17 protein-coding genes and 1 pseudogene are annotated in these 18,627 nt (G+C 41.1%); 9 read left to right on the top strand and 9 right to left on the bottom strand.

Annotated features, from left to right (window positions below):
• Positions 1-35: 35 nt before the first annotated feature.
• The 6 genes from V7K79_RS17510 to V7K79_RS17485 form a co-directional block, all read right to left on the bottom strand.
• Positions 36-1,214: a zinc-dependent alcohol dehydrogenase gene (locus V7K79_RS17510; RefSeq protein WP_335049271.1), complete on the bottom strand. Its 1,179-nt coding sequence runs from the start codon at positions 1,212-1,214 to the stop codon at positions 36-38.
• Positions 1,215-1,542: 328 nt separating this feature from the next.
• Positions 1,543-1,701 carry a hypothetical protein gene (locus tag V7K79_RS17505; protein WP_335049270.1) on the bottom strand — a complete coding sequence of 53 codons (159 nt, stop codon included), beginning with the start codon at positions 1,699-1,701 and terminating at the stop codon, positions 1,543-1,545.
• Between the two features lie 113 nt (positions 1,702-1,814).
• The gene (locus tag V7K79_RS17500) at positions 1,815-2,585 is read right to left on the bottom strand and encodes an SDR family NAD(P)-dependent oxidoreductase (protein WP_335049294.1); all 771 of its coding nucleotides are present in this window, start codon (positions 2,583-2,585) and stop codon (positions 1,815-1,817) included.
• A 347-nt stretch (positions 2,586-2,932) separates the two neighbouring features.
• Positions 2,933-3,250 carry a hypothetical protein gene (locus V7K79_RS17495; protein ID WP_335049269.1) on the bottom strand — a complete coding sequence of 106 codons (318 nt, stop codon included), beginning with the start codon at positions 3,248-3,250 and terminating at the stop codon, positions 2,933-2,935.
• Between the two features lie 171 nt (positions 3,251-3,421).
• A complete protein-coding gene (locus tag V7K79_RS17490; protein ID WP_335049268.1) occupies positions 3,422-3,568 on the bottom strand; it encodes a hypothetical protein in 147 nt (48 codons plus the stop codon).
• Positions 3,569-3,707: 139 nt separating this feature from the next.
• Positions 3,708-5,363 carry a B12-binding domain-containing radical SAM protein gene (locus V7K79_RS17485; RefSeq protein ID WP_335049267.1) on the bottom strand — a complete coding sequence of 552 codons (1,656 nt, stop codon included), beginning with the start codon at positions 5,361-5,363 and terminating at the stop codon, positions 3,708-3,710.
• Between the two features lie 336 nt (positions 5,364-5,699).
• On the opposite strand from V7K79_RS17485, the gene V7K79_RS17480 reads away from it, so the two are divergent.
• From V7K79_RS17480 to V7K79_RS17470, 3 genes are all read left to right on the top strand, one after another.
• Entirely contained in the window at positions 5,700-7,319 is a 1,620-nt protein-coding gene (locus tag V7K79_RS17480) for a cyclic peptide export ABC transporter (RefSeq protein ID WP_335049266.1), read from the top strand.
• 59 nt (positions 7,320-7,378) lie between these two features.
• Complete coding sequence (locus V7K79_RS17475; protein ID WP_335049265.1) at positions 7,379-7,609, top strand: DUF6737 family protein; 231 nt, start codon at positions 7,379-7,381, stop codon at positions 7,607-7,609.
• 555 nt (positions 7,610-8,164) lie between these two features.
• Entirely contained in the window at positions 8,165-9,376 is a 1,212-nt protein-coding gene (locus V7K79_RS17470) for a sensor domain-containing diguanylate cyclase (protein WP_335049264.1), read from the top strand.
• 31 nt (positions 9,377-9,407) lie between these two features.
• Here the strand turns inward: V7K79_RS17470 and V7K79_RS17465 are convergent, their stop codons facing one another.
• Positions 9,408-9,998 (bottom strand): thioredoxin family protein, encoded by a 591-nt coding sequence (locus V7K79_RS17465; RefSeq protein ID WP_335049263.1) that lies wholly within the window; start codon positions 9,996-9,998, stop codon positions 9,408-9,410.
• Positions 9,999-10,301: 303 nt separating this feature from the next.
• Positions 10,302-12,212, bottom strand: coding sequence for an ATP-binding protein (locus tag V7K79_RS17460; RefSeq protein WP_335049262.1), 1,911 nt, complete (start codon positions 12,210-12,212; stop codon positions 10,302-10,304).
• A gap of 330 nt (positions 12,213-12,542) precedes the next feature.
• Between V7K79_RS17460 and V7K79_RS17455 the strand changes: the two genes are divergently transcribed.
• Positions 12,543-12,746, top strand: a complete 204-nt coding sequence (locus tag V7K79_RS17455; RefSeq protein ID WP_104906291.1) for a hypothetical protein — start codon at positions 12,543-12,545, stop codon at positions 12,744-12,746.
• Between the two features lie 340 nt (positions 12,747-13,086).
• A complete protein-coding gene (locus tag V7K79_RS17450) occupies positions 13,087-13,941 on the top strand; it encodes a cyanophycinase (protein ID WP_335049261.1) in 855 nt (284 codons plus the stop codon).
• Positions 13,942-14,252: 311 nt separating this feature from the next.
• Here V7K79_RS17450 and V7K79_RS17445 read toward each other — a convergent pair whose 3' ends face one another.
• On the bottom strand, positions 14,253-15,155 hold the full coding sequence (locus tag V7K79_RS17445; RefSeq protein ID WP_335049260.1) for a M23 family metallopeptidase: 903 nt from the start codon (positions 15,153-15,155) through the stop codon (positions 14,253-14,255).
• 1,041 nt (positions 15,156-16,196) lie between these two features.
• On the opposite strand from V7K79_RS17445, the gene V7K79_RS17440 reads away from it, so the two are divergent.
• From V7K79_RS17440 to V7K79_RS17425, 4 genes and pseudogenes are all read left to right on the top strand, one after another.
• On the top strand, positions 16,197-16,457 hold the full coding sequence (locus V7K79_RS17440; protein WP_335049259.1) for an MbtH domain protein: 261 nt from the start codon (positions 16,197-16,199) through the stop codon (positions 16,455-16,457).
• A gap of 317 nt (positions 16,458-16,774) precedes the next feature.
• Positions 16,775-17,011 (top strand): MbtH family protein, encoded by a 237-nt coding sequence (locus V7K79_RS17435; protein ID WP_335049258.1) that lies wholly within the window; start codon positions 16,775-16,777, stop codon positions 17,009-17,011.
• 246 nt (positions 17,012-17,257) lie between these two features.
• On the top strand, positions 17,258-18,346 hold the full coding sequence (locus V7K79_RS17430; protein WP_335049257.1) for an iron ABC transporter permease: 1,089 nt from the start codon (positions 17,258-17,260) through the stop codon (positions 18,344-18,346).
• Positions 18,343-18,612, top strand: a pseudogene (locus V7K79_RS17425) (ATP-binding cassette domain-containing protein); the annotation flags it as partial. The gene V7K79_RS17430 and the pseudogene V7K79_RS17425, both read left to right, overlap by 4 nt.
• Positions 18,613-18,627 lie beyond the last annotated feature (15 nt).

Here is an 18,627-nt window from a genome sequence, read left to right as displayed (position 1 = left end):
CCCACGGCATTAAGCCGTGGGCGCATCAAAAGGTTTTAAGTGGACTGACCTGGCTTGAGTACGATCTTGATACAGTTGTCCTGCTTGTCATTGAAAATTTGGTAGCCGTGCGGTGCTTGTTCTAGCGGTAGACGATGAGTAATTATAAATGATGGATCGATATCGCCTTTCTGAACGTGATCGAGCAACGGACGCAAGTACCGATGAACGTGTGTTTGTCCCGTTTTCATGGTCAAGCCTTTATTCACAAAAGCCCCCATCGGTATTTTATCTACAAAACCCGTGTAAACACCGGGAACGGACACGGTGCCGCCTTTGCGACAGGCAACGATCGCTTGACGTAGCACATTGGGGCGATCAGTCTCTAGACGCACTGCTTGCTTGGCCTTGTCATAGAAGCCTTCCAAACCCAAACCGTGAGCTTCCATACCCACCGCATCCATAACCGAGTCGGGGCCGCGTCCACCCGTCATTTCTTTTAGGGCTTCACCCACCTCAACTTCTTCATAGTTGAGGATTTCTGCCCCGCCAGCTTTTGCCATCTGCAGGCGTTCGGGAACGCGATCGATTGCAATGACTCGTTCAGCACCAAGAAGAAAGGCGCTTCTAATCCCAAATTGCCCAACTGGCCCGCAACCCCAGATTGCCACAGTATCTCCGGGCTGGATGTCACAGTTTTCCGCAGCCATGTATCCGGTGGGGTAGATATCGGTCAAAAACAAAACCTGTTCGTCTGTTAGTCCATCTGGAATCTTGAACAAACCAACATCGGCAAAGGGAACACGGGCATATTCGGCTTGACCTCCTGCGTACCCGCCTGTGAGATGGGAGTAGCCGAAAAGAGCCGATGGGGAATGACCCAGCATTTTTTCTGCCATCCAAGCGTTGGGATTGGAGTTATCGCATAGCGACCATAAATCTCGATTGCAGAAGAAACACGAGCCGCAGGCAATGGTAAAGGGGACGACAACGCGATCGCCTATATTTACATTTTTGACAGCTTTCCCCAACTCAACGACTTCTCCCATGAATTCATGACCCAGGATGTCGCCCTTTTGCATCGTCGGGTTGTAGCCATTATAAAGATGTAAATCAGAACCACAAATCGCCGTTGAGGTGATTTTAACAATAGCATCACGCGGATTAATAATTTTGGGATCGGGTACGGTTTCGACTTCTATTTTATTGGTTCCTTGCCAGCAAACTGCTTTCATTTGTTGAAATTTCCTCAAGTTAAGTTATTTGTTTAGGACTTACGCACCCTCTACGAATTCTTGGCGTTCTGGGCACGGCAGTTGCTTTTCCCTTGGCGCTAGCCTCTCCCTTTGGGAGAAGGGGAGACGCTCTTGCTAGCTTGCTTCCCCAGAGGGGTACAAGTCGGCAGAGCCGCCCAACGCACTGCCTTGTCTTGGCGGTTCGATAAATTAAGGTTTATGGCAATTTTTGCGTAAGTCCTGTTGTTAAAAGAAAAATGCATCTACCAGGAATTTTGTCAATTACCTTTCGTCAAACTGGATTCACCGCAGCAGAACTGATTGAGCGTCAATGCAGATGCAAAATAGCGTATAAGGCTTCTGCCACAAATCTTTTCCTTTTTGGTATTTCGCCTGACGATGCAACTAATTTGCCGTAACGTAAAGATAGCCATCTGCGGTCACCGAGAGTGTATCTAGTTTTGAGAGCCGCTAGATTGGTCAGCAAACACTCTGAACTCCACTGGATCGTGACTACAAAAGAGACGCACGTCCTGATTGCGATCGCACTCTAATTTAAATAAAAGTGCCAACTGAGCATATTCGCTCAATTAAATGAAATTACTTATTCGCTGATCCCGGCTCACTGAGCTTGCGGTGCAGTTCAGCATTTACGGTATCAGGTAAAACCTGACTCACAGTGCCTAGAAGCTTCGTTTTCAGCGAACCGGCGATAATCTGATCCTTACCTGCCATCAAGGCTTCAAAACCTTGCTTGGCAACTTCAGCGGGATCGTCCTTTTGATCCGCGCCCACTTTTGTGTCGTCCATACCCGCACGTTGGAAGAAGTTAGTATCGGTGGGCCCTGGCATCAGCGCGGTGACGGTAACGCCCGTGTCCTTCAACTCGTTGCGTAGCCCCTCTGAAAAGGAGTGGACAAAAGCCTTGGAGGCGGCGTAGACTGTCTCGAACGGGCCGGGCATCAAAGCGGCGATTGATGACGTGAAAAGGATTCGACCTTTGCCACGTTCAACCATATCCTTTACTACTCGTTTGGCAAGATGTACAGAGGATACGACATTTAGATCGATCAGATTAAGTTCGTCTTTCAAGTCGGTTTCACGGGCAAAGTCACCGCCAACACCAACACCTGCGTTGATAGCGATCGCATCCACTGGTCGCCCAGTTGCTTTAATCTGGTTGTAGAGCGTTTCAACTCCGTCATAGCTAGCGAGATCGGCCTGTACCGTCTCAACTTTAGCACCCAGCCCCTCGAAGGCTTGAGCAGCTTCATTAATGCTCGATCCGGTGGCTGTGACTAGAAGATCAAAGCCGTTTTGAGCAAACTGTTTGGCGAGCTCGTAACCGATGCCGTTGGAGGCACCTGTCACAACAGCCAAGGGTCGGGTCAACGATCTGTTCGTAACCATGCAAAACTCCTATGTAGCCGCTCCACACTCCTTTGCGATGGCTTGCTTTTTAGCTACCAAATACTTCTGCGTGGACTGTGGGCTTTCAACCCTTACAATGTTAAGCAGGTAGGAGTCTGATTGCGTCTTTCCAAGGAAGTATCGCGAGTGTGCCTTCAAGGTTACTTTTCTTGAGTTCCGTAGGTTGCCAGGGTATACTTTAAGTCCACGATTAACAGTTCGATTGTCTGGGTTAAGGCCACTGTCGATAATAAGATCATCGTTCTGGACATTAGAAATTAATCCTAGAGTTGATTTTGTAGCGACAACTAATCGTTAAACCGATGCTCTAACCGATATCCAAATCTGTCCTGAGTAAGTTTCTCAGTGCCTTTACTAAGATTACGATCAGGTGGAACGCATCCGTTGGGGTCGGGAAACAGCGTTCCGTCTGTTGGCAGACCGCTAGGAAAATTAGAACTTAGGTCTTGGTAATCGCCTTCTAAGGTCAGACGAGTTCGTTCACCCAGCATCAGGCTGATGACAGGTGCAATATAGAAGTTTCGATCACCACTCCCCTCAATGAAAGTATTTCTATCCTGGTAGGCGACATTGAGGCAATATAAAAGTGTCCTGAAGTTATTCAACAGTCTAGACAACTCAATCGCGCCCCGATAGAAGTTAAAGGTGCCGATGCTTGTATCAACGGCATAAAAGGGGTCAGGTGTGACTGTGACATTTCTATTGGGCGATGCCTTACCAACCGCTTTGATGTACGCAATAATATTTGTCAGTTAATTAGGGCGTGACTGTGACAATTATATTAGGCGTTTCTGCTTCGGGTTGCCATAGGCATCGCTATTGGTAGTTTTTGCTTGATAAGGATATCGCCACGTCACAAAGCCAGTGATCAACAAAATTAATGGTGCAAGTCCAACAAATATGTAGAAAATTCGGGATGGCACTCTACACTAACTTTTGCAATAAGTCTAATGCAGAAAGTTGCATTTAGATCAATACACTAGGAGTAGGTCTTTTTTTGCCGCTGCTCCCTTATCTTCCTCATTTCCCGCTGTCTCTGCCTCTGTGCCTCTTCTCTAACAGTTAGCTACGAACTTTGGTAAGGATTTTTTGGGAATAAAACGAAGCTGATTCTTCATTTTTGGCGCAATCTTGGGCAAACTTAATTAAATGGTGTCCCACAAGTCCAACGTGAACCAAGTTTTCAATATCACCTGCTTTGAGTGCTGGCTTGGCCATTTTCCAGAAAGTTTGACGATAGTTACTAAACACGCCTATCCGCAGCAAAATATTAGATAAATAAGTTAAACCTTTGCGAATATTAGCCCCAGAAGTGCGAGCTGGGCTATTAGGAACTTCGATCCGGTTTGGATAGGTGTGTTCCATGTTGTAGGCAAACCGTTGATATAAAAATTCCGGTTCATAAGCAGTTGTAATGCAGCGCCGCCACATCTCAATAACTTGCTCGTAGGGCATCAAAAACTCAACATTTGATTCGCGGCTTTCATCAAAAATAAGTCGCCCTTCTGCTTCTAATCTCCGCCATAATGGAGTTCTTGGTAATGCATGAAGTAGGTTAATTGTCAACATGGGAATTTGTGATGCCCGAATAAATTCGAGAATTCGGTCTGCTGTTTCTGGTGTGTCTGTATCTAATCCGATGATGATTCCTGATACTACTTCCATACCATAGCTATTTAAAACCTGAATCGCTTTTAAAATTGGCATACTCAGATTTTGGTCTTTAGAAATCGCGTGGAGAGCATTTGGTTCTGGTGTTTCGATGCCGCAAAAGATTGTGCAAAAATAAGCTTCGCGCATCATTTGCAGCAGCTTTGGGCTTTGAGCTAGATTTAGCGTTGCTTCACAAGCAAACTGGATGGGGTAGCCATTGCGTTTTTGCCAGTCAATTAGGTGAGGAAGTAACTTCATGGCGGCGCGGCGATCGCCAACAAAGTTATCATCGACAAAATACACTGCCCCCAAATTGCCAGATTGTCGCATTGCATCTAACTCAGCGACTACTTGCTCTGGTGTTTTCATCCGGGGATTGTTGCCATAGAGCTCGGGAATATCGCAAAACTCGCAGCGATAAGGGCAACCACTAGAAAACTGCACATTTGCCAAGAAATAATCATTGATATTCAGCAAATGATAAGCTGGGGTGGGAAACTCTGTTAAAGGAAGACGTTCCTTGCTTTCAAAGCGAATTTGCGCTTGGGGACGTTGAGAGTTTTGGTCTAGATATTCGATCATGCGATCGCTTCCATCTCCCAATTCACCCAAATTTAAAATGTCAAACTCAGGATAATATTCTGGACATCCAGATACCGAGGGGCCACCGACAACGGTAATTTTGCCGGCTCGATGGGCGAGTTCATTAATTTGATTAATCTGTGGTTTCTGGATGTGCATTCCACTGACAATCACCACATCAGCCCATTGGTAATCAGCCCTCGTTGCTGATTTGACATTTTCATCAATAAACCGGACTTCCCATTCTTTAGGTAAGTAGGCAGCCACAATTAAAATACCTTGGGGTGGCATAAAAGCCCGGACATTACCCATAAGTGGGTAAGCATGATGAAAAGTACCAAAGGAACGGCTGTATTTGGGAAAAATACATAAAATGCGTCGATGATGCAAAGGAACGTAGCGGGTTCCTTGAGTCACAGCAGCGGTTTTGGAATCGTCCGCTAGATTAATTTGGTTCTCTAAAGACTTTAAGTTTACAGTCATCGCAAATTTCACCCTGGAAAACGAAGCAGGTAATTTGACAGTTTATTGACATAATTAGCTGTAATTGCAACTAGCTTACCAAAGAAAGGTAGAAGGCAGAAGGGATTATAAATGTATTTTTGCTCAAAACAAAGTCCTAAAGATTATAAATCGCCCCATCTTGCCTTCTGCCTGATTAATCGTCATAGAAGGGGTGTTTAACTGGTAAAATATAAAATCTACCCTAGCAATGCAAATTTAAATGGTTGGCAAACAACTATTATGGAAATCGCGCATGAGACATAAAAAGAGAGATTTTCATTTTTTGTTGTGTCTAACTGGGTATAGGCATCTGTAATGAATCTGATTTACTTTCTTTTGCGTTCTTCGTGGGGGATGGTAGCGATCGCGATCGCAACTGGATTTTTGAGTGGCGGTAGTAGTGCTGGTTTGATTGCCTTAATTAGCCATGCTGCAAGTAGCAGTGGTTCTTCCCGCCTCACATCGATAATTTCGGGTTTTGCAGGGCTAGCAATAGTTGCATTAATTACCAGTATCATTTCTCAAGTGATGCTGATTCGTCTTTCTCAGAATGCAGTCTTGCAATTACGGATGCGTTTAAGTCGCCAGATTCTCGCTTCTGAATTGAGTCATCTAGAACGCTTAGGAAATCCTCGATTATTAGCAACTTTAACAGAAGACATTCAGGCGGTGGCTAATGCTGTTTATCAGATGCCCTTCATTTTTATTAATTTAGCGATCGTCCTGGGTTGTATAACATATATAACCTGGCTCTCTTGGTTAGTACTGCTGATGGTTTGTGGGATTTCAGTAATTGCGATCGCTAGTTGTCAGTGGCTACTTAACAGAGGCAGGCAATTACTAACCCTAGCTCGTGAAGATGAAGATCATCTGTTTAAACATTTTCGCACCATTACCGAAGGAGTCAAGGAACTCAAACTAAACTACAGGCGGCGTGAAGACTTTTTAGAAGAAAAGCTACAATCAACTGCTAATGAGTTCCGCGATCACAACGTTAACGGTCTAACCCTTTTTGCCATCACTTCAAGCTGGGGTCAACTCATATTCTTTTTTGCCCTTGGTTTTGTTTTGTTTGTACTGCCTAATCTACTTAATATCAATCCCGAAACTCTCTCTGGCTACATTTTGACCTTCACTTACTTGGTGTTACCAATGGATAACATCATTAGTAAACTTCCTCTGTTAAGCAAAGCCAGCATTGCTTTACAAAAAATCGAATCACTGGGTTTATCTCTAGCTAGTCGAACTGAAATATCAACTGTTCTACCTGCTTTGAAATCTGACTGGCACAGCTTAAAATTTAAAAGTGTCACCCATACTTACTACACAGAGCAAGAAGACAATAGCTTTATTTTTGGCCCCATCGACTTGACACTCTATCCTCAAGAATTAGTCTTCATTGTCGGCGGTAATGGTAGCGGTAAATCTACATTAGCTAAACTAATTACTGGGCTTTATATCCCAGAAACCGGCGAAGTTTGGTTTGATGATCGGTTAATTATCGAAGAAAATCAAGAATGGTATCGCCAGCATTTTTCCGTGGTATTTTCCGACTTTTATTTATTTGAAGAACTTTTAGGTTTAAAAAATTCTAACTTAGATTTTCAAGCCAGAAAATATTTACAACAACTGCAACTAGACCATAAGGTGAAAATTGAAAATGGACAAATTTCTACAACTGCTCTTTCTCAAGGACAACGAAAACGGCTAGCTTTACTCACAGCTTATTTGGAAGATCGACCAATTTATCTATTTGATGAGTGGGCAGCCGATCAAGATCCAGTATTCAAGAAAATATTCTACACTGAACTTCTCCCAGAACTGCGATCGCGGGGTAAAACAGTGCTGGTGATTAGCCATGACGATCGCTATTTTCATTTAGCAGACCGTATTATCAAACTTGACTATGGAAAAATAGAGTACGATAAAACTTAATCTGTCAAAACAATTCATAATTGTTCAAAGAATATTTGGAGTTTGACTAAATAAAATCAATGTCTGAACAAAAGCCTATAAATCCTTGGAACTACAAACCTTGGTGGTGTCAACCTTGGTCTATAATTCTCACAGGTGTAACACTGATTGGTGGTAGCTGGTTACTATTTAAAACTATCTGGCTAACAATTCTTGTTTCCATCCCTATAGGAACATGGATGGCATTTTTTGTGTTGTTTTGGCCACAACTAATGATTCGCAGTGGAATTTTGGAGTCGTATAAAGAGTAGTTTGAGCTTGATGTAATGCTAGAAATTAGTCCACTGTATTCAGAGATTCAGCATCTAAGATCGTGTCCAGCTAATTAGTTATAATTATCGAATCTATGCAATAATCTCAAAAATCTCTTTCATCTTACCTCTACCGTCTTACAGCTATTTTTAAGTAAATAGACTACGCAGTAGGGGTGCAAAGCTTTGCGCCCCTATGACAGGTGTGGTTCAAATACATGAATTCTGCTGTAACGATCAGACTTCAACCGGACATCGTATCATCTCTGCACGTTTATGCAGAGATGAGCAACACTGTGCTGCAAAGTCAAGCGATCGCTTAACTTAATTGTGAGAATAATCCTCCGAACCAGTTTCTAACCCTTGGAACTTACTTGTATATGTATAAACAAATTAGTAATATCAAAAATATTAATCCATAATGAAGAACTCTAACAATATAATAAGTTTTGATCGGTTTTGGCTAAAATTGATGTTTTTTAAGCTGCCTTTGGGCAAAAGACCTTGTAAGTATCTAGATAGTTAGGGAATTTGCACAGGGAAAGTTAGGGTGACATGAACAACAGAGCAAACCAAACGCATGAAGAACATCATGTAATAAAATATTTCTGTATATTCAGCCGAATGTTGATTTTCGTTGCAGAGATATTTCTGTCACGCAGCCTTGTTGCTGGAAAAGTAATGCTGCGGTTGTTCCAAAATTTCCAGCGTCCCAAACTTTCCTGGCCAAGACTTAGATACTCATCTGTGAAAATCAAAGCTGTTCCTCCACCTGACAATGAAGCAGAAAGGCTCAAAGCGCTGGCAGACTATAATATTTTAGATACCCCACCCGAACAAGTGTTTGATGATCTAACTGCTATTGCTGCCTACATTTGTAAGACCCCAATAGCTTTAATTAGCTTAGTTGATAGCGATCGCCAATGGTTTAAATCTAAGGTTGGACTAAAAAGTAGCGAAACACCCAGAGATTGGTCTTTTTGTTCCCATGCCATTCTTCAACCAAAGGATATATTAGTGGTTCCCAACGCCATTAAAGATGATCGCTTTAATAACAATCCCTTAGTCAAAGGTAATCCCAAAATTCGTTTTTATGCTGGTGTCCCTCTAATTACGCCTGATGGTCTTGCAATTGGGACATTGTGTGTTATAGATACCATTCCTCATCACCTAAGTTACCAGCAGTTGGATGCACTGCGCCGCCTAAGTCGTCAGGCGATCGCTCAAATGGAACTCATTCAGGAAGTTCGTAACTGCAAACAAGCAGAGATTGAAGGAAAACAGTTATTGCTGACTGATGAACTAACAGGTTTGTATAACCGACGTGGTTTCTTCCTAATGGCTGCACAGCAGTTGAAAATTGCTCACCACATGAAAGTGTTTTGCTGGGTTATATTCATTGATTTAGATGGACTAAAACAAATTAATGATACCCTTGGTCATGACATGGGAGATGCTTTAATTATTGATGCTGGTAGATTACTTAAGCAAAGTTTTCGGAACTCAGATATTATTGCCCGTTTGGGTGGGGATGAGTTCATTGTTTTCATCTCTAACTACTTTAAGGACGCTGATAGTATCCAAGCGCGTCTACAAACAAATATCGCCAATTTTAATCAACAGCAAAACTGTAGCTATAAACTTTCGATGAGTATCGGCATAGAGCGTTACTCACCAGAGAGTAATATGTCACTAGAACAATTAGTCGCTAAGTCTGACAAATTAATGTATGCTCATAAACGTCTTAAGCGACAATCTCTTACATGAATCATCGCTTCTCCTGCTTTCTCTGCAAAGCCTAATTTACTACCTGGCTTCCATGACTGCGGGGGTCATTTTGATTCGCCGTTGGTGCGGCTGGGGCTGAAAATTTGGAAACTTTGCCGCTAGCTTGAGCGTAAGGAAGAGAGGAACCAGTAATCAAAGCTTCTAAGTTATTAGCCATAATCGTCCGGGGTTGATCGCCAATCGCTTGAGCAATGGTTTCCCCTTGCTGACTCAAAAATACAAAATGAGGAATCCCATCTACCCGATATTTCAGCATTTCCGGCAACCACTTGGTATTATCTACATTCAGCATGACAAAATTCATCTTGTCAGCATACTGTGTTTCTAATTGAGTAATATCTGGTGCCATTTTTTGGCAGACAGTACACCAATCAGCATAAAACTCTACTAAAGATGGTTTGCCGTTGCTAACGGCTACTTCTAACGGTGTGGAAGTCTCGCTTAACTTGGCTAGAGTTGCTGAAGTTGTTTCAGTTCGCAATCCTAAGAAGAGGGAAACGCTAAGAGCGATCGCTACCATTACAATTAAGAAGTTTCTCAGACGCTTCCCGAATGTGGATTCAAGTTTTTCGGGAGAATTAATAGGTGAATCACTACTCATAACAGCATTATTAAAACTTATTAGGCAATTTCCTCTTTAGTTTAGCTGACTCCAGCCATTCTTTAATTTCTCTACCTTTGGAAGCTTGAACTGGAAATTGGGCATAGGGAAGAGGACAAGGGGACTCTTGAGAAGTATGAACGCTGACTTCCAGCGTTGGCGCAGCCCACCGTAGGCATCAGAATTTCTCCTAAGGAAGAGGCGCAAGGGACGGAGGAAAAACTTGTTGCAAGTTCTCACCTCTTGTCACTGTGTCTCCCTTGCTCCCCAATCCCTAATCCCGAAGCACCTGTTTACTTACACTTACAAAATTGCTCCAGTTTCCTTCAAATAAACCCGCGTAAATGGTTCATCTTCACCCAAAGTATAATCTTCAATCAACCCTTTGCGACGAATAGAAATATCGTTGCCTTTTCTAATCACTACAGTCGAACCATCAAAAACATCTCGCGCCAAAAGCGTCTCAGTTTCAGTGGGATTATCCAAAACTACGATATTACTATTCTGGTAAAATATGCCTTGTTCTTCGAGGATGTCTTCAGGATACTCGGCAATTAGCAAATCAAGTTTGGGATGACGCAGCAAAGTTTGGACATTACTGTTGTAATCTTTGCTTAATACTTTTTTTGAACGATTCACAAAAACGGCATCACGACAAACAGCACCTATTATCAAGTTAGAATTTTGCAAAAGGATGTGGTCAATCGTCGCTTGTAGTTCTTCAACTGAGATTTTGTTAAAAGTAATAATTGGTATCTTGGCATCTGTACCCGATTCAAAAAAGGTTTCCAAAATATGAGAAGGCACATCAACACTTTCACCAACAGAAGGTTTAAGATGCATTAAAACGCCTGGTGCAGCATTGATTTCCAGGATGGCAAAGTTACTGGACTTCCAAGATTCTGCAAGACTTTTGGTGATCACATCAATTCCCAGGCAAGTTAGCTGAAAATGTTGAGCAATATCTTGCGCCAAGATAATATTGTCATCATGAACTGTCGAGGTTGCATCGATGCTCATACCTCCGGCTGAAAGATTAGCAACTTTACGCAGGAAAACAGTGCGTCCTTTCTCAATCACACTGTCTAATGATAAGCGCTGTTCCTCTAAGTAGAGTTCCATCGCTTCATCGATCTGAATTTTACTCATCGGCGAAGTTGGCGTGTCTAAACGTGCCGGTTTGCGGTTCTCTTGGCGAATTAACTCTGCAAGCGTTAAATGCCCATCACCCACAACTGATGCTGGACGGCGTTCTGTGGCGGCGACAAATCGACCATTGACACACAGCATACGAAAATCCGATCCTGTGATGCTTTTCTCAACAATTATTCGGGTTTGCTGATTTTCGGGAATCGCTGCCAGTGAACGATTAAAAGCAGATACCAGTTCTTTTGAGTCTTGCACATCAGCCGTAACGCCAATTCCTTTGTGACCTACCACTGGCTTGACTGCCACTGGGTAGCCAACTTCTCTTGCTGCTGCCAAGGCTTCTTTTTCGGTAAAAACAATATTACCTTCAGGTACTGGGAAACCCAAGGTTTTCAAAAATGCCTTACAATCATCTTTGCGGGTAGTAAACTCCGAATCTAGATGGCTATCACAATCAAATGTTGTTGCTACCCCCCGGACATGTTTTTTTCCTAAGCCGTATTGCATCAATCCTTCTTCCCACAAATAAAAGGCGGGAATACTTTTCTCATAAGCTGTTCGCAATAGGGCGTAAACTGTGGGCCCACCATAGACAGATGAGCGAAATTTATCTTGCAACCTCACCAGCCGCTCATCAAAGGCAAAGTTTTCGTCTTGGGTAATGGCTTCAAACCAATCCCAAACAAAGTAGATTACCTCTCTAGTTGTGCGTTCGTGTAGTGATTGGACGCTAATCCGCGTCAGATTTGGATATGGCTTAACACTCCAACGGTTGAGGTGTAAATCCATGTCCAATTTTCCGGCTTCAGATACAACTTGGGCAAAGAGATGGGCATAAGATTCGTAGGTCTGATCGCGAAGATTTGGATAGCGATCGCCAATGCTGGCAATATAATCTTCGATGGGCAAAGGCTCTCTAGAGTCAATTAGAGCAAAATCAAATACTAGTGCCCCTACATCTAAATAAGGGTTGGGCCCAAAGTAATGCTTAAAGTTGAAAATATCGAATACATCCGTCCTTCTAGCATTAATACGGACTAATTCACTGCTTTTTTGTAGAACCATTGATTACAAACCTTCAGCTAAACACCCTAAGATTTTAATGCTGAGTTGTAGTTACTCAGACTTACTAATTGTAGATTGACTCACGTTGATTTTGGAGAGTAATGGCTTTGCCACTGAGCTAATCAGAACCCAAGCTAACTCTATTACTAAGCATTTTTAACTATCTTAAGGCATAATTTAATCCCCATTCTTCTGCCAGTAATCAAGAACAGTCAGTTCATCCTCATAAATAATCTAAAGATATAACCTTTGAAAGGTGCAACACTCATCCAGGAATTGTATAAATAGATATAAGGCATTAAAAAGACAGCATAAAAAAACAGCAAAGTTATGAATAGCACACAAGCTGCTCTTAGAGACGAAATTCGGGAACTTGCTGACGAAGCTTTTCACCAAAAACTGATCTCTGGACATGGAGATGGGGCAGACATGAATGAGTATCAAATTGTCTACCAAGGCAAACCCAGACATCTCCCACTAGAACAAGCACGTTTTTTCTTAACTAACTTGCTTAACAAAAGTCGGGTTGATTAGGACTTGGCAGCAGATATCTATTTGTATTTAGCCAGGATCAATACCAAATACTCACATCGCCTAAGAAATCTCTAATCGACAATTAGCAATATAGCTGACAATGCCTCTAGGAGTATTTTCTAGAGGCAGTTGACGTTGTGAATTTTATTTAGTGGCTGGAAAATTAGTTAATTTTTCAGAAAAGTATTTTGGCTCTAATTGCGATTTATAACGACAAACCAAGGAAGCGTCTACGCAAATGTCAACCTGACTTTTACCAAGTAATCTATCAAAGGGATGATTTGATACATTGAATTGTCATGTTTTAGTGATATTTATTAACTCAAATCCAGGGGGCATCATGGTGGAAAGTAATATCAAAAAGCAGTTAGTAATTATTGGGGGAGCTGAAGATAAAGAGGGAGATTCCGTAATTTTGCGGGACTTTGTACGACGCGCTGGGGGTACAAAGGCATATATTGTAATTCTCACAGCAGCCACAGAACTACCAAGAGAAGTAGGAGAAAATTACATCAGAGTGTTTGAGCGCCTGGGAGCGCAGAATGTTCGCATTATCGATACAGAAACCCGTGAAGATGCATCTTCATCTACGGCATTGGAAGCTATTAATAAAGCAACTGGGGTATTTTTTACAGGGGGAGACCAAGCTCGTATTACCAATATCCTTAAGGATACTGAAATCGATACGGCGATTCACAAACGGTTCTCTGAAGGTGTAGTGATTGCAGGCACAAGTGCTGGAGCTGCTGTGATGCCAGACGTAATGATTGTAGAAGGTGACTCAGAAACACATCCTCGGATTGAAAGTGTCGAAATGGGCCCAGGTATGGGATTTTTACCAGGGGTAGTAATTGACCAGCATTTTTCCCAACGGGGACGCTTGGGACGCTTGATTTCAGCTTTGATACTACAGCCTGCTGTCTTGGGATTTGGGATTGACGAAAATACCGCTATGGTAGTGATAGATAACCAAATTGAAGTAATTGGTGCAGGTGCAGTTACGATTGTTGATGAATCAGAAGCTACATATAACAATATGGGCGAAATTTTGAAAGATGAGTCTTTGGCGATTTGTGGAGCAAAACTTCATATTTTGCCACATGGCTTCAAATTTGACCTGAAAACTCGCCAGCCTATCCTAAATAATGGCTCTGTACCAAATGGCTCTCAAACACTTGCTTCAGTTAACACTTAAGTTTTAGCAAGTGTATTTAAACTGAAAGTTTTATCTAATCGCTTTTATACCCCTGCCTTAACCTTTGGTAGGCAGGGGTTATCAAACGGTTCCAAACTTGAGTTTAAGCGCAATAAAATCTGCGCAGTAGTTAATACCAATTTGAAAAAAGAATGCGACAAATAGACCATTTGTCGAGACGCGATTTACCACATCTTTACACAAAAGTATGTTGCAATCATTAATTGAATTAGTATAAGTTTTTAACAATATAGTATAGAAAAAATTGATATTTTAAATAACCATTTTCACAAAGTAAGGTAGACAAAATATCAAGGTGATTTCGTTAAACTATAAAAACTGTCAGAACGAATCTGAGTACCATTTCGCCAAACTTCAACTCTTTGTGGAGTGACTAAATAATAAAAACTACCATTATCTGCTCGATATCTGCCTTTACCAATACTCAAAGCTATTATCTTTATAGGCTTGCTTGGGTCTTGCTTCAATTGCCCAATATAAAATAACTGACCATTTTCTTCGCAGACTTTTATACGAGAACTTACAGTCTCACCTTCAATAAGACTAATTCCATTGCATTTAGTCTCAGTGCTTACTGCAAAACCTATTGGAATTGGCTGTGAAGGTGAAATTTGATTTGCGGTTGGGGGTAGTGAGACTGGGCGGTTCGGGTTATCTATTTGCTGAACTTTAGAACCAGAGCCAACACTTGCAGTTACGGATGTCAACAAACGAAGGGGGTCAACTGCTACTCGACCATTTGGATGAACTTCAAAGTGCAGATGAGGTGCTGTACTATTACCTGTAGATCCCATCTCGGCAATAATTTGACCTTGAATGACCTGTTGACCCTTGCTTACCAACAAACGGCGATTGTGGCCATAAACAGTAATGCTGCCATCGAGATGTTTAATAGTTATGGCATTTCCTAATCCCCAATTATCCCAACCTGCCTTAACAACCGTACCGGATGCCGCAGCCACAACAGGAGTTCCAGATGCCCCTGCAATATCAATTCCTTCATGTTGATATTTGCGGAAGCCTTGAGAAATAAACCCTTTAGTTGGCCAAATTAAGTTAGAAGTAGGGATAGAAGTTTGCCCAATTGGGGAATTGCCTGTTAATTGTGTTAATGCAGATGTAGCTGTACTTAATACAGTGGTTAAAGATATTAACCCAATTAGTCCATAAGTACGGTATCGAGCTTTTTTCATAAGTTGTAAGTCTATTAGAACAACAATTCAGATACTTTCTGATTATTTGTTGTTTCAAGCTTACTCGGAAAATATCAGGAAATCTTTAGTGAGTTTGTAGCTTTCTAGCTTTTTAGATTTTAAATTCACCAACGAGGTTTTATATCAGGCTTATACCGAGTTGCGTTCAAAAATATTAGTTTTGGCAGGCACGGGGAGTAGAGGAAGCAAGGGAGGCAGGGGGAGAAATACTACATATAATTGCAAATTGGTATCAGTCAACCACTTAGTACAGCTTTGCATAAGTTGGTAGCGAATTGACAAGGGAAAATTTTCAAGTGTATGGCAAGTCCTACAAACATCTTTCAACCATTCAGTACTATGACTGATCGGCAAAAAACTTACAAGGTGGAGCTAAGACAAGAGGAAAAAAAGCTATTGCAGCAACAAGGCGAGTTTTAGAACTTTTGATTTTACCACCAGTGAAGCGATCGCAAGGGCAAAGATCAAGCCAAGAAGTAAACTGTTTAACAGTTGGGAATCAGCTAAGATATAAACCGACCTCAGAAATAATGGTTTGCACTCTCAAGATACCAAGACCATCAACAAAACTAAGGTTAAAAGTGGAAACTTAAGCTGTGAAAAGCTTTCAGCAATTGGGTTCTCCCAAACTGATAAAAGAGGGTTATGTGCCAAATCGAAAAATTATGGTGGTTGCTTATTACCCACCACCAAATTTTAAAAAACTTTTTCCCAGTGATAACAGAGCTTTTCTTTTGACTTGAAACCCTTATCCAGCCTAAAATCCAGTTAAAATCTAGTGTGTAAATATTTCTGTAGGATTACTTATCACGTTCAAAAGAGAGAAGGATGAAAAAAAATGTAAAGTGAGTAGCTTGAACTGTTACCAAATTAATGATAATCTTTATTATTAAGCAAATTCAGTGGATCAAAAAGTTTTCCAAAGGTCTTACCAGCCTTTTACTTGAGATGAGGAGTTTAATTCTTTAAAAACAGCTTAGAATCTACTATTACGGATGCTTCGCGCCATCGCAACCACTAATGACAGCTATAGCACTGAAAGAAAGTATTAACCGAGGGTACGTACATATTAAATTCACAAATACTAGCAGAGGTACTGATTTAGGTGTCAGACTCAACTCCAAAGCATCTAATTTGCAAGAAGCTGACTTTGAACATCAAACAGGGAGGGTTCATCTAGTTGGAAACTTGACACTGAATTACGTGAAAGTTCGATGTATTGCAGATATTGAACTCGCAAGTTTAGAAGGTAAGGGACACCTTGAACCAGTAGAATCGTGAGATTTCCCTGTGCAAATTATTAACGGGACTTAGAATAATAGACATCTGGGTAAATAAACCACTCATTTAAAATGCCTGAAACCATTGTCTATACTTAATTACGTAGTTTCCTTCTCGCCTTGATGCGAGTATTAGGAATTAGAGGCAGTTAGTACTAGTAGTCTGCCAAGTGTAATTATGACAGGTTAAACGAGTTAGTAGTAAGCACTTTATTGTTTAAACGATGGCTAGAGCAACCGACTACTAACTTATTGTAGTGAAGTACTGGATTATCAAATTTTAGAAAGCATAGCCAATTAAATAGAAGGAGACAAATTATGTACCAAGACGACAAAGAGGACACAACAATTTACAAAGTTGTAGTCAATCATGAAGAACAGTATTCGATTTGGCCTGCTGACCGAGAAAACGCACTTGGCTGGAAAGATGCTGGCAAAAATGGTTTGAAACAAGAATGTCTAGATTACATCAAAAAAGTTTGGACTGATATGAGACCACTTAGTCTTCGCAAGAAAATGGAAGAAGTTACTGGGAATAAATTAGAACGCATTTAATTTTTCGTAAAGGTTGTCCAAGGTCAAGAGTCAAAGATAAAAAAACTCTGGACTCTTGACCAAAGCAACGTACTCTTATAGTGATCTCTTGCTAGCAATAGCGCCTTGAAGAAAGCATCTTCATTCTGATTCCTGGATTCTAAATTCTTCTTCAAGCGTCTTGTTAGAAAAAGAATAAATGACTTGTGACAGTCTTCTTTTATGGTCGCTACTGTGCGTAGCTTGCTTCCCCAAAAATATTAAATAATGTTAAGCAAAAAATATAAACTTCAAAGCTCTCTATCAAGCCAAAAATTATCAGTTATAAAAAGTATTATTTTTTCAAGTTTACTGATAGGTTTACTATTTGCGTTTTTATTTGACTTAGCTTTAGGTTCAGTAGAGATTCCAATTAATGAAGTAGTCAAAATTTTGCTCGGACAAGAACCACAAAAAGCAACATGGGCTAATATTATTCTGAAATTTCGCTTACCTAAAGCCTTGACTGCAACTTTAGCGGGTGCAGCTTTAGGTGTGAGTGGTTTACAAATGCAAACCCTATTTAAAAATCCCTTAGCTGGGCCTTTTGTATTGGGAATTAGTTCTGGTGCAAGTTTAGGTGTAGCGTTAGTTGTGCTGACAGTAAGTGCTACGACACCAACATTATTAGCAGATTTAGGAATCATTAGTGATTTTGGTTTAGTAATAGCAGCAAGTTTTGGTGCAGCATCAGTTCTAGGGATGATGTTAGTTGTTTCTCGCCGAGTGCAAGACACAATGACGCTACTAATTTTAGGTTTATTGTTTGGTTATGCTACTAGTGCAATTGTTAGTATTTTGTTGCAGTTTAGCTCGAAAGAACGCATTCAAAGTTATATTATGTGGACTTTTGGTAGTTTTGGTGGGGTGACTTGGAAACAGTTAGTTGTCTTAATTCCAGTGATACTTTTGAGTTTGTTGGGAGCATTGTTGCAATCAAAATCTCTGAATGCTCTTTTACTGGGTGAATCTTATGCACGTAGTTTAGGTTTAACAGTGCAAAAAAGCAGATTTTATATTATTACTAGTGCATCTATATTAGCTGGAGCAATTACTGCTTTTTGCGGTCCTATTGCATTTTTAGGTGTGGCAATTCCCCATCTGTGTCGTAGTCTGTTCAATACTTCCGACCATCGGATATTAATCCCTAGCGTAATAATCATGGGTGCAATTTTAGCATTAATTGCAGATTTTTTTTCCCAACTTGCGGTAAGTCAGATGGTTTTACCTTTAAATGCTGTTACCGCTTTGATAGGAACTCCTGTTGTCACTTGGGTAATTCTGCGGCGTAATTCACAAAAATCTTTCTCATCATGAATGATGTGATTTTAATAACTCACAACCTGACTATTGGTTACAAGACACCCAGAGAAAATGTACCGTGTGTTGTATGGGATATTTCTGTATCTCTGCAATCGGGAGAGTTGGTGTGTTTACTTGCCCCTAATGGTGCAGGTAAATCTACATTACTGCGATCGCTCGGTAGAATGCAATCCCCAATCAATGGTGAAGTACGACTTTTAGGCGAAAACATTTATCATTTACAACCACAGAACTTACGCAAACGTCTGAGTTTGGTACTTAAATCAAACACTAGT

The organism is Nostoc sp., from assembly GCF_036917575.1.
Classification (GTDB): domain Bacteria; phylum Cyanobacteriota; class Cyanobacteriia; order Cyanobacteriales; family Nostocaceae; genus Nostoc.
Note: the sequence above shows the minus strand (reverse complement) of the source record. Positions and strands in the feature narration are given on the sequence as shown.

Excerpts from the sequence above, each read along its gene's own strand:
- V7K79_RS17510 (WP_335049271.1), bottom strand. The coding sequence starts at position 1,214 with ATGAAAGCAGTTTGCTGGCAAGGAACCAATAAAATAGAAGTCGAAACC.
- V7K79_RS17485 (WP_335049267.1), bottom strand. The coding sequence starts at position 5,363 with ATGACTGTAAACTTAAAGTCTTTAGAGAACCAAATTAATCTAGCGGAC.
- V7K79_RS17480 (WP_335049266.1), top strand. The coding sequence starts at position 5,700 with ATGAATCTGATTTACTTTCTTTTGCGTTCTTCGTGGGGGATGGTAGCG.
- V7K79_RS17475 (WP_335049265.1), top strand. The coding sequence starts at position 7,379 with ATGTCTGAACAAAAGCCTATAAATCCTTGGAACTACAAACCTTGGTGG.
- V7K79_RS17470 (WP_335049264.1), top strand. The coding sequence starts at position 8,165 with ATGAACAACAGAGCAAACCAAACGCATGAAGAACATCATGTAATAAAA.
- V7K79_RS17465 (WP_335049263.1), bottom strand. The coding sequence starts at position 9,998 with ATGAGTAGTGATTCACCTATTAATTCTCCCGAAAAACTTGAATCCACA.
- V7K79_RS17460 (WP_335049262.1), bottom strand. The coding sequence starts at position 12,212 with ATGGTTCTACAAAAAAGCAGTGAATTAGTCCGTATTAATGCTAGAAGG.
- V7K79_RS17455 (WP_104906291.1), top strand. The coding sequence starts at position 12,543 with ATGAATAGCACACAAGCTGCTCTTAGAGACGAAATTCGGGAACTTGCT.
- V7K79_RS17450 (WP_335049261.1), top strand. The coding sequence starts at position 13,087 with ATGGTGGAAAGTAATATCAAAAAGCAGTTAGTAATTATTGGGGGAGCT.
- V7K79_RS17445 (WP_335049260.1), bottom strand. The coding sequence starts at position 15,155 with ATGAAAAAAGCTCGATACCGTACTTATGGACTAATTGGGTTAATATCT.
- V7K79_RS17440 (WP_335049259.1), top strand. The coding sequence starts at position 16,197 with ATGACAGCTATAGCACTGAAAGAAAGTATTAACCGAGGGTACGTACAT.
- V7K79_RS17435 (WP_335049258.1), top strand. The coding sequence starts at position 16,775 with ATGTACCAAGACGACAAAGAGGACACAACAATTTACAAAGTTGTAGTC.
- V7K79_RS17430 (WP_335049257.1), top strand. The coding sequence starts at position 17,258 with ATGTTAAGCAAAAAATATAAACTTCAAAGCTCTCTATCAAGCCAAAAA.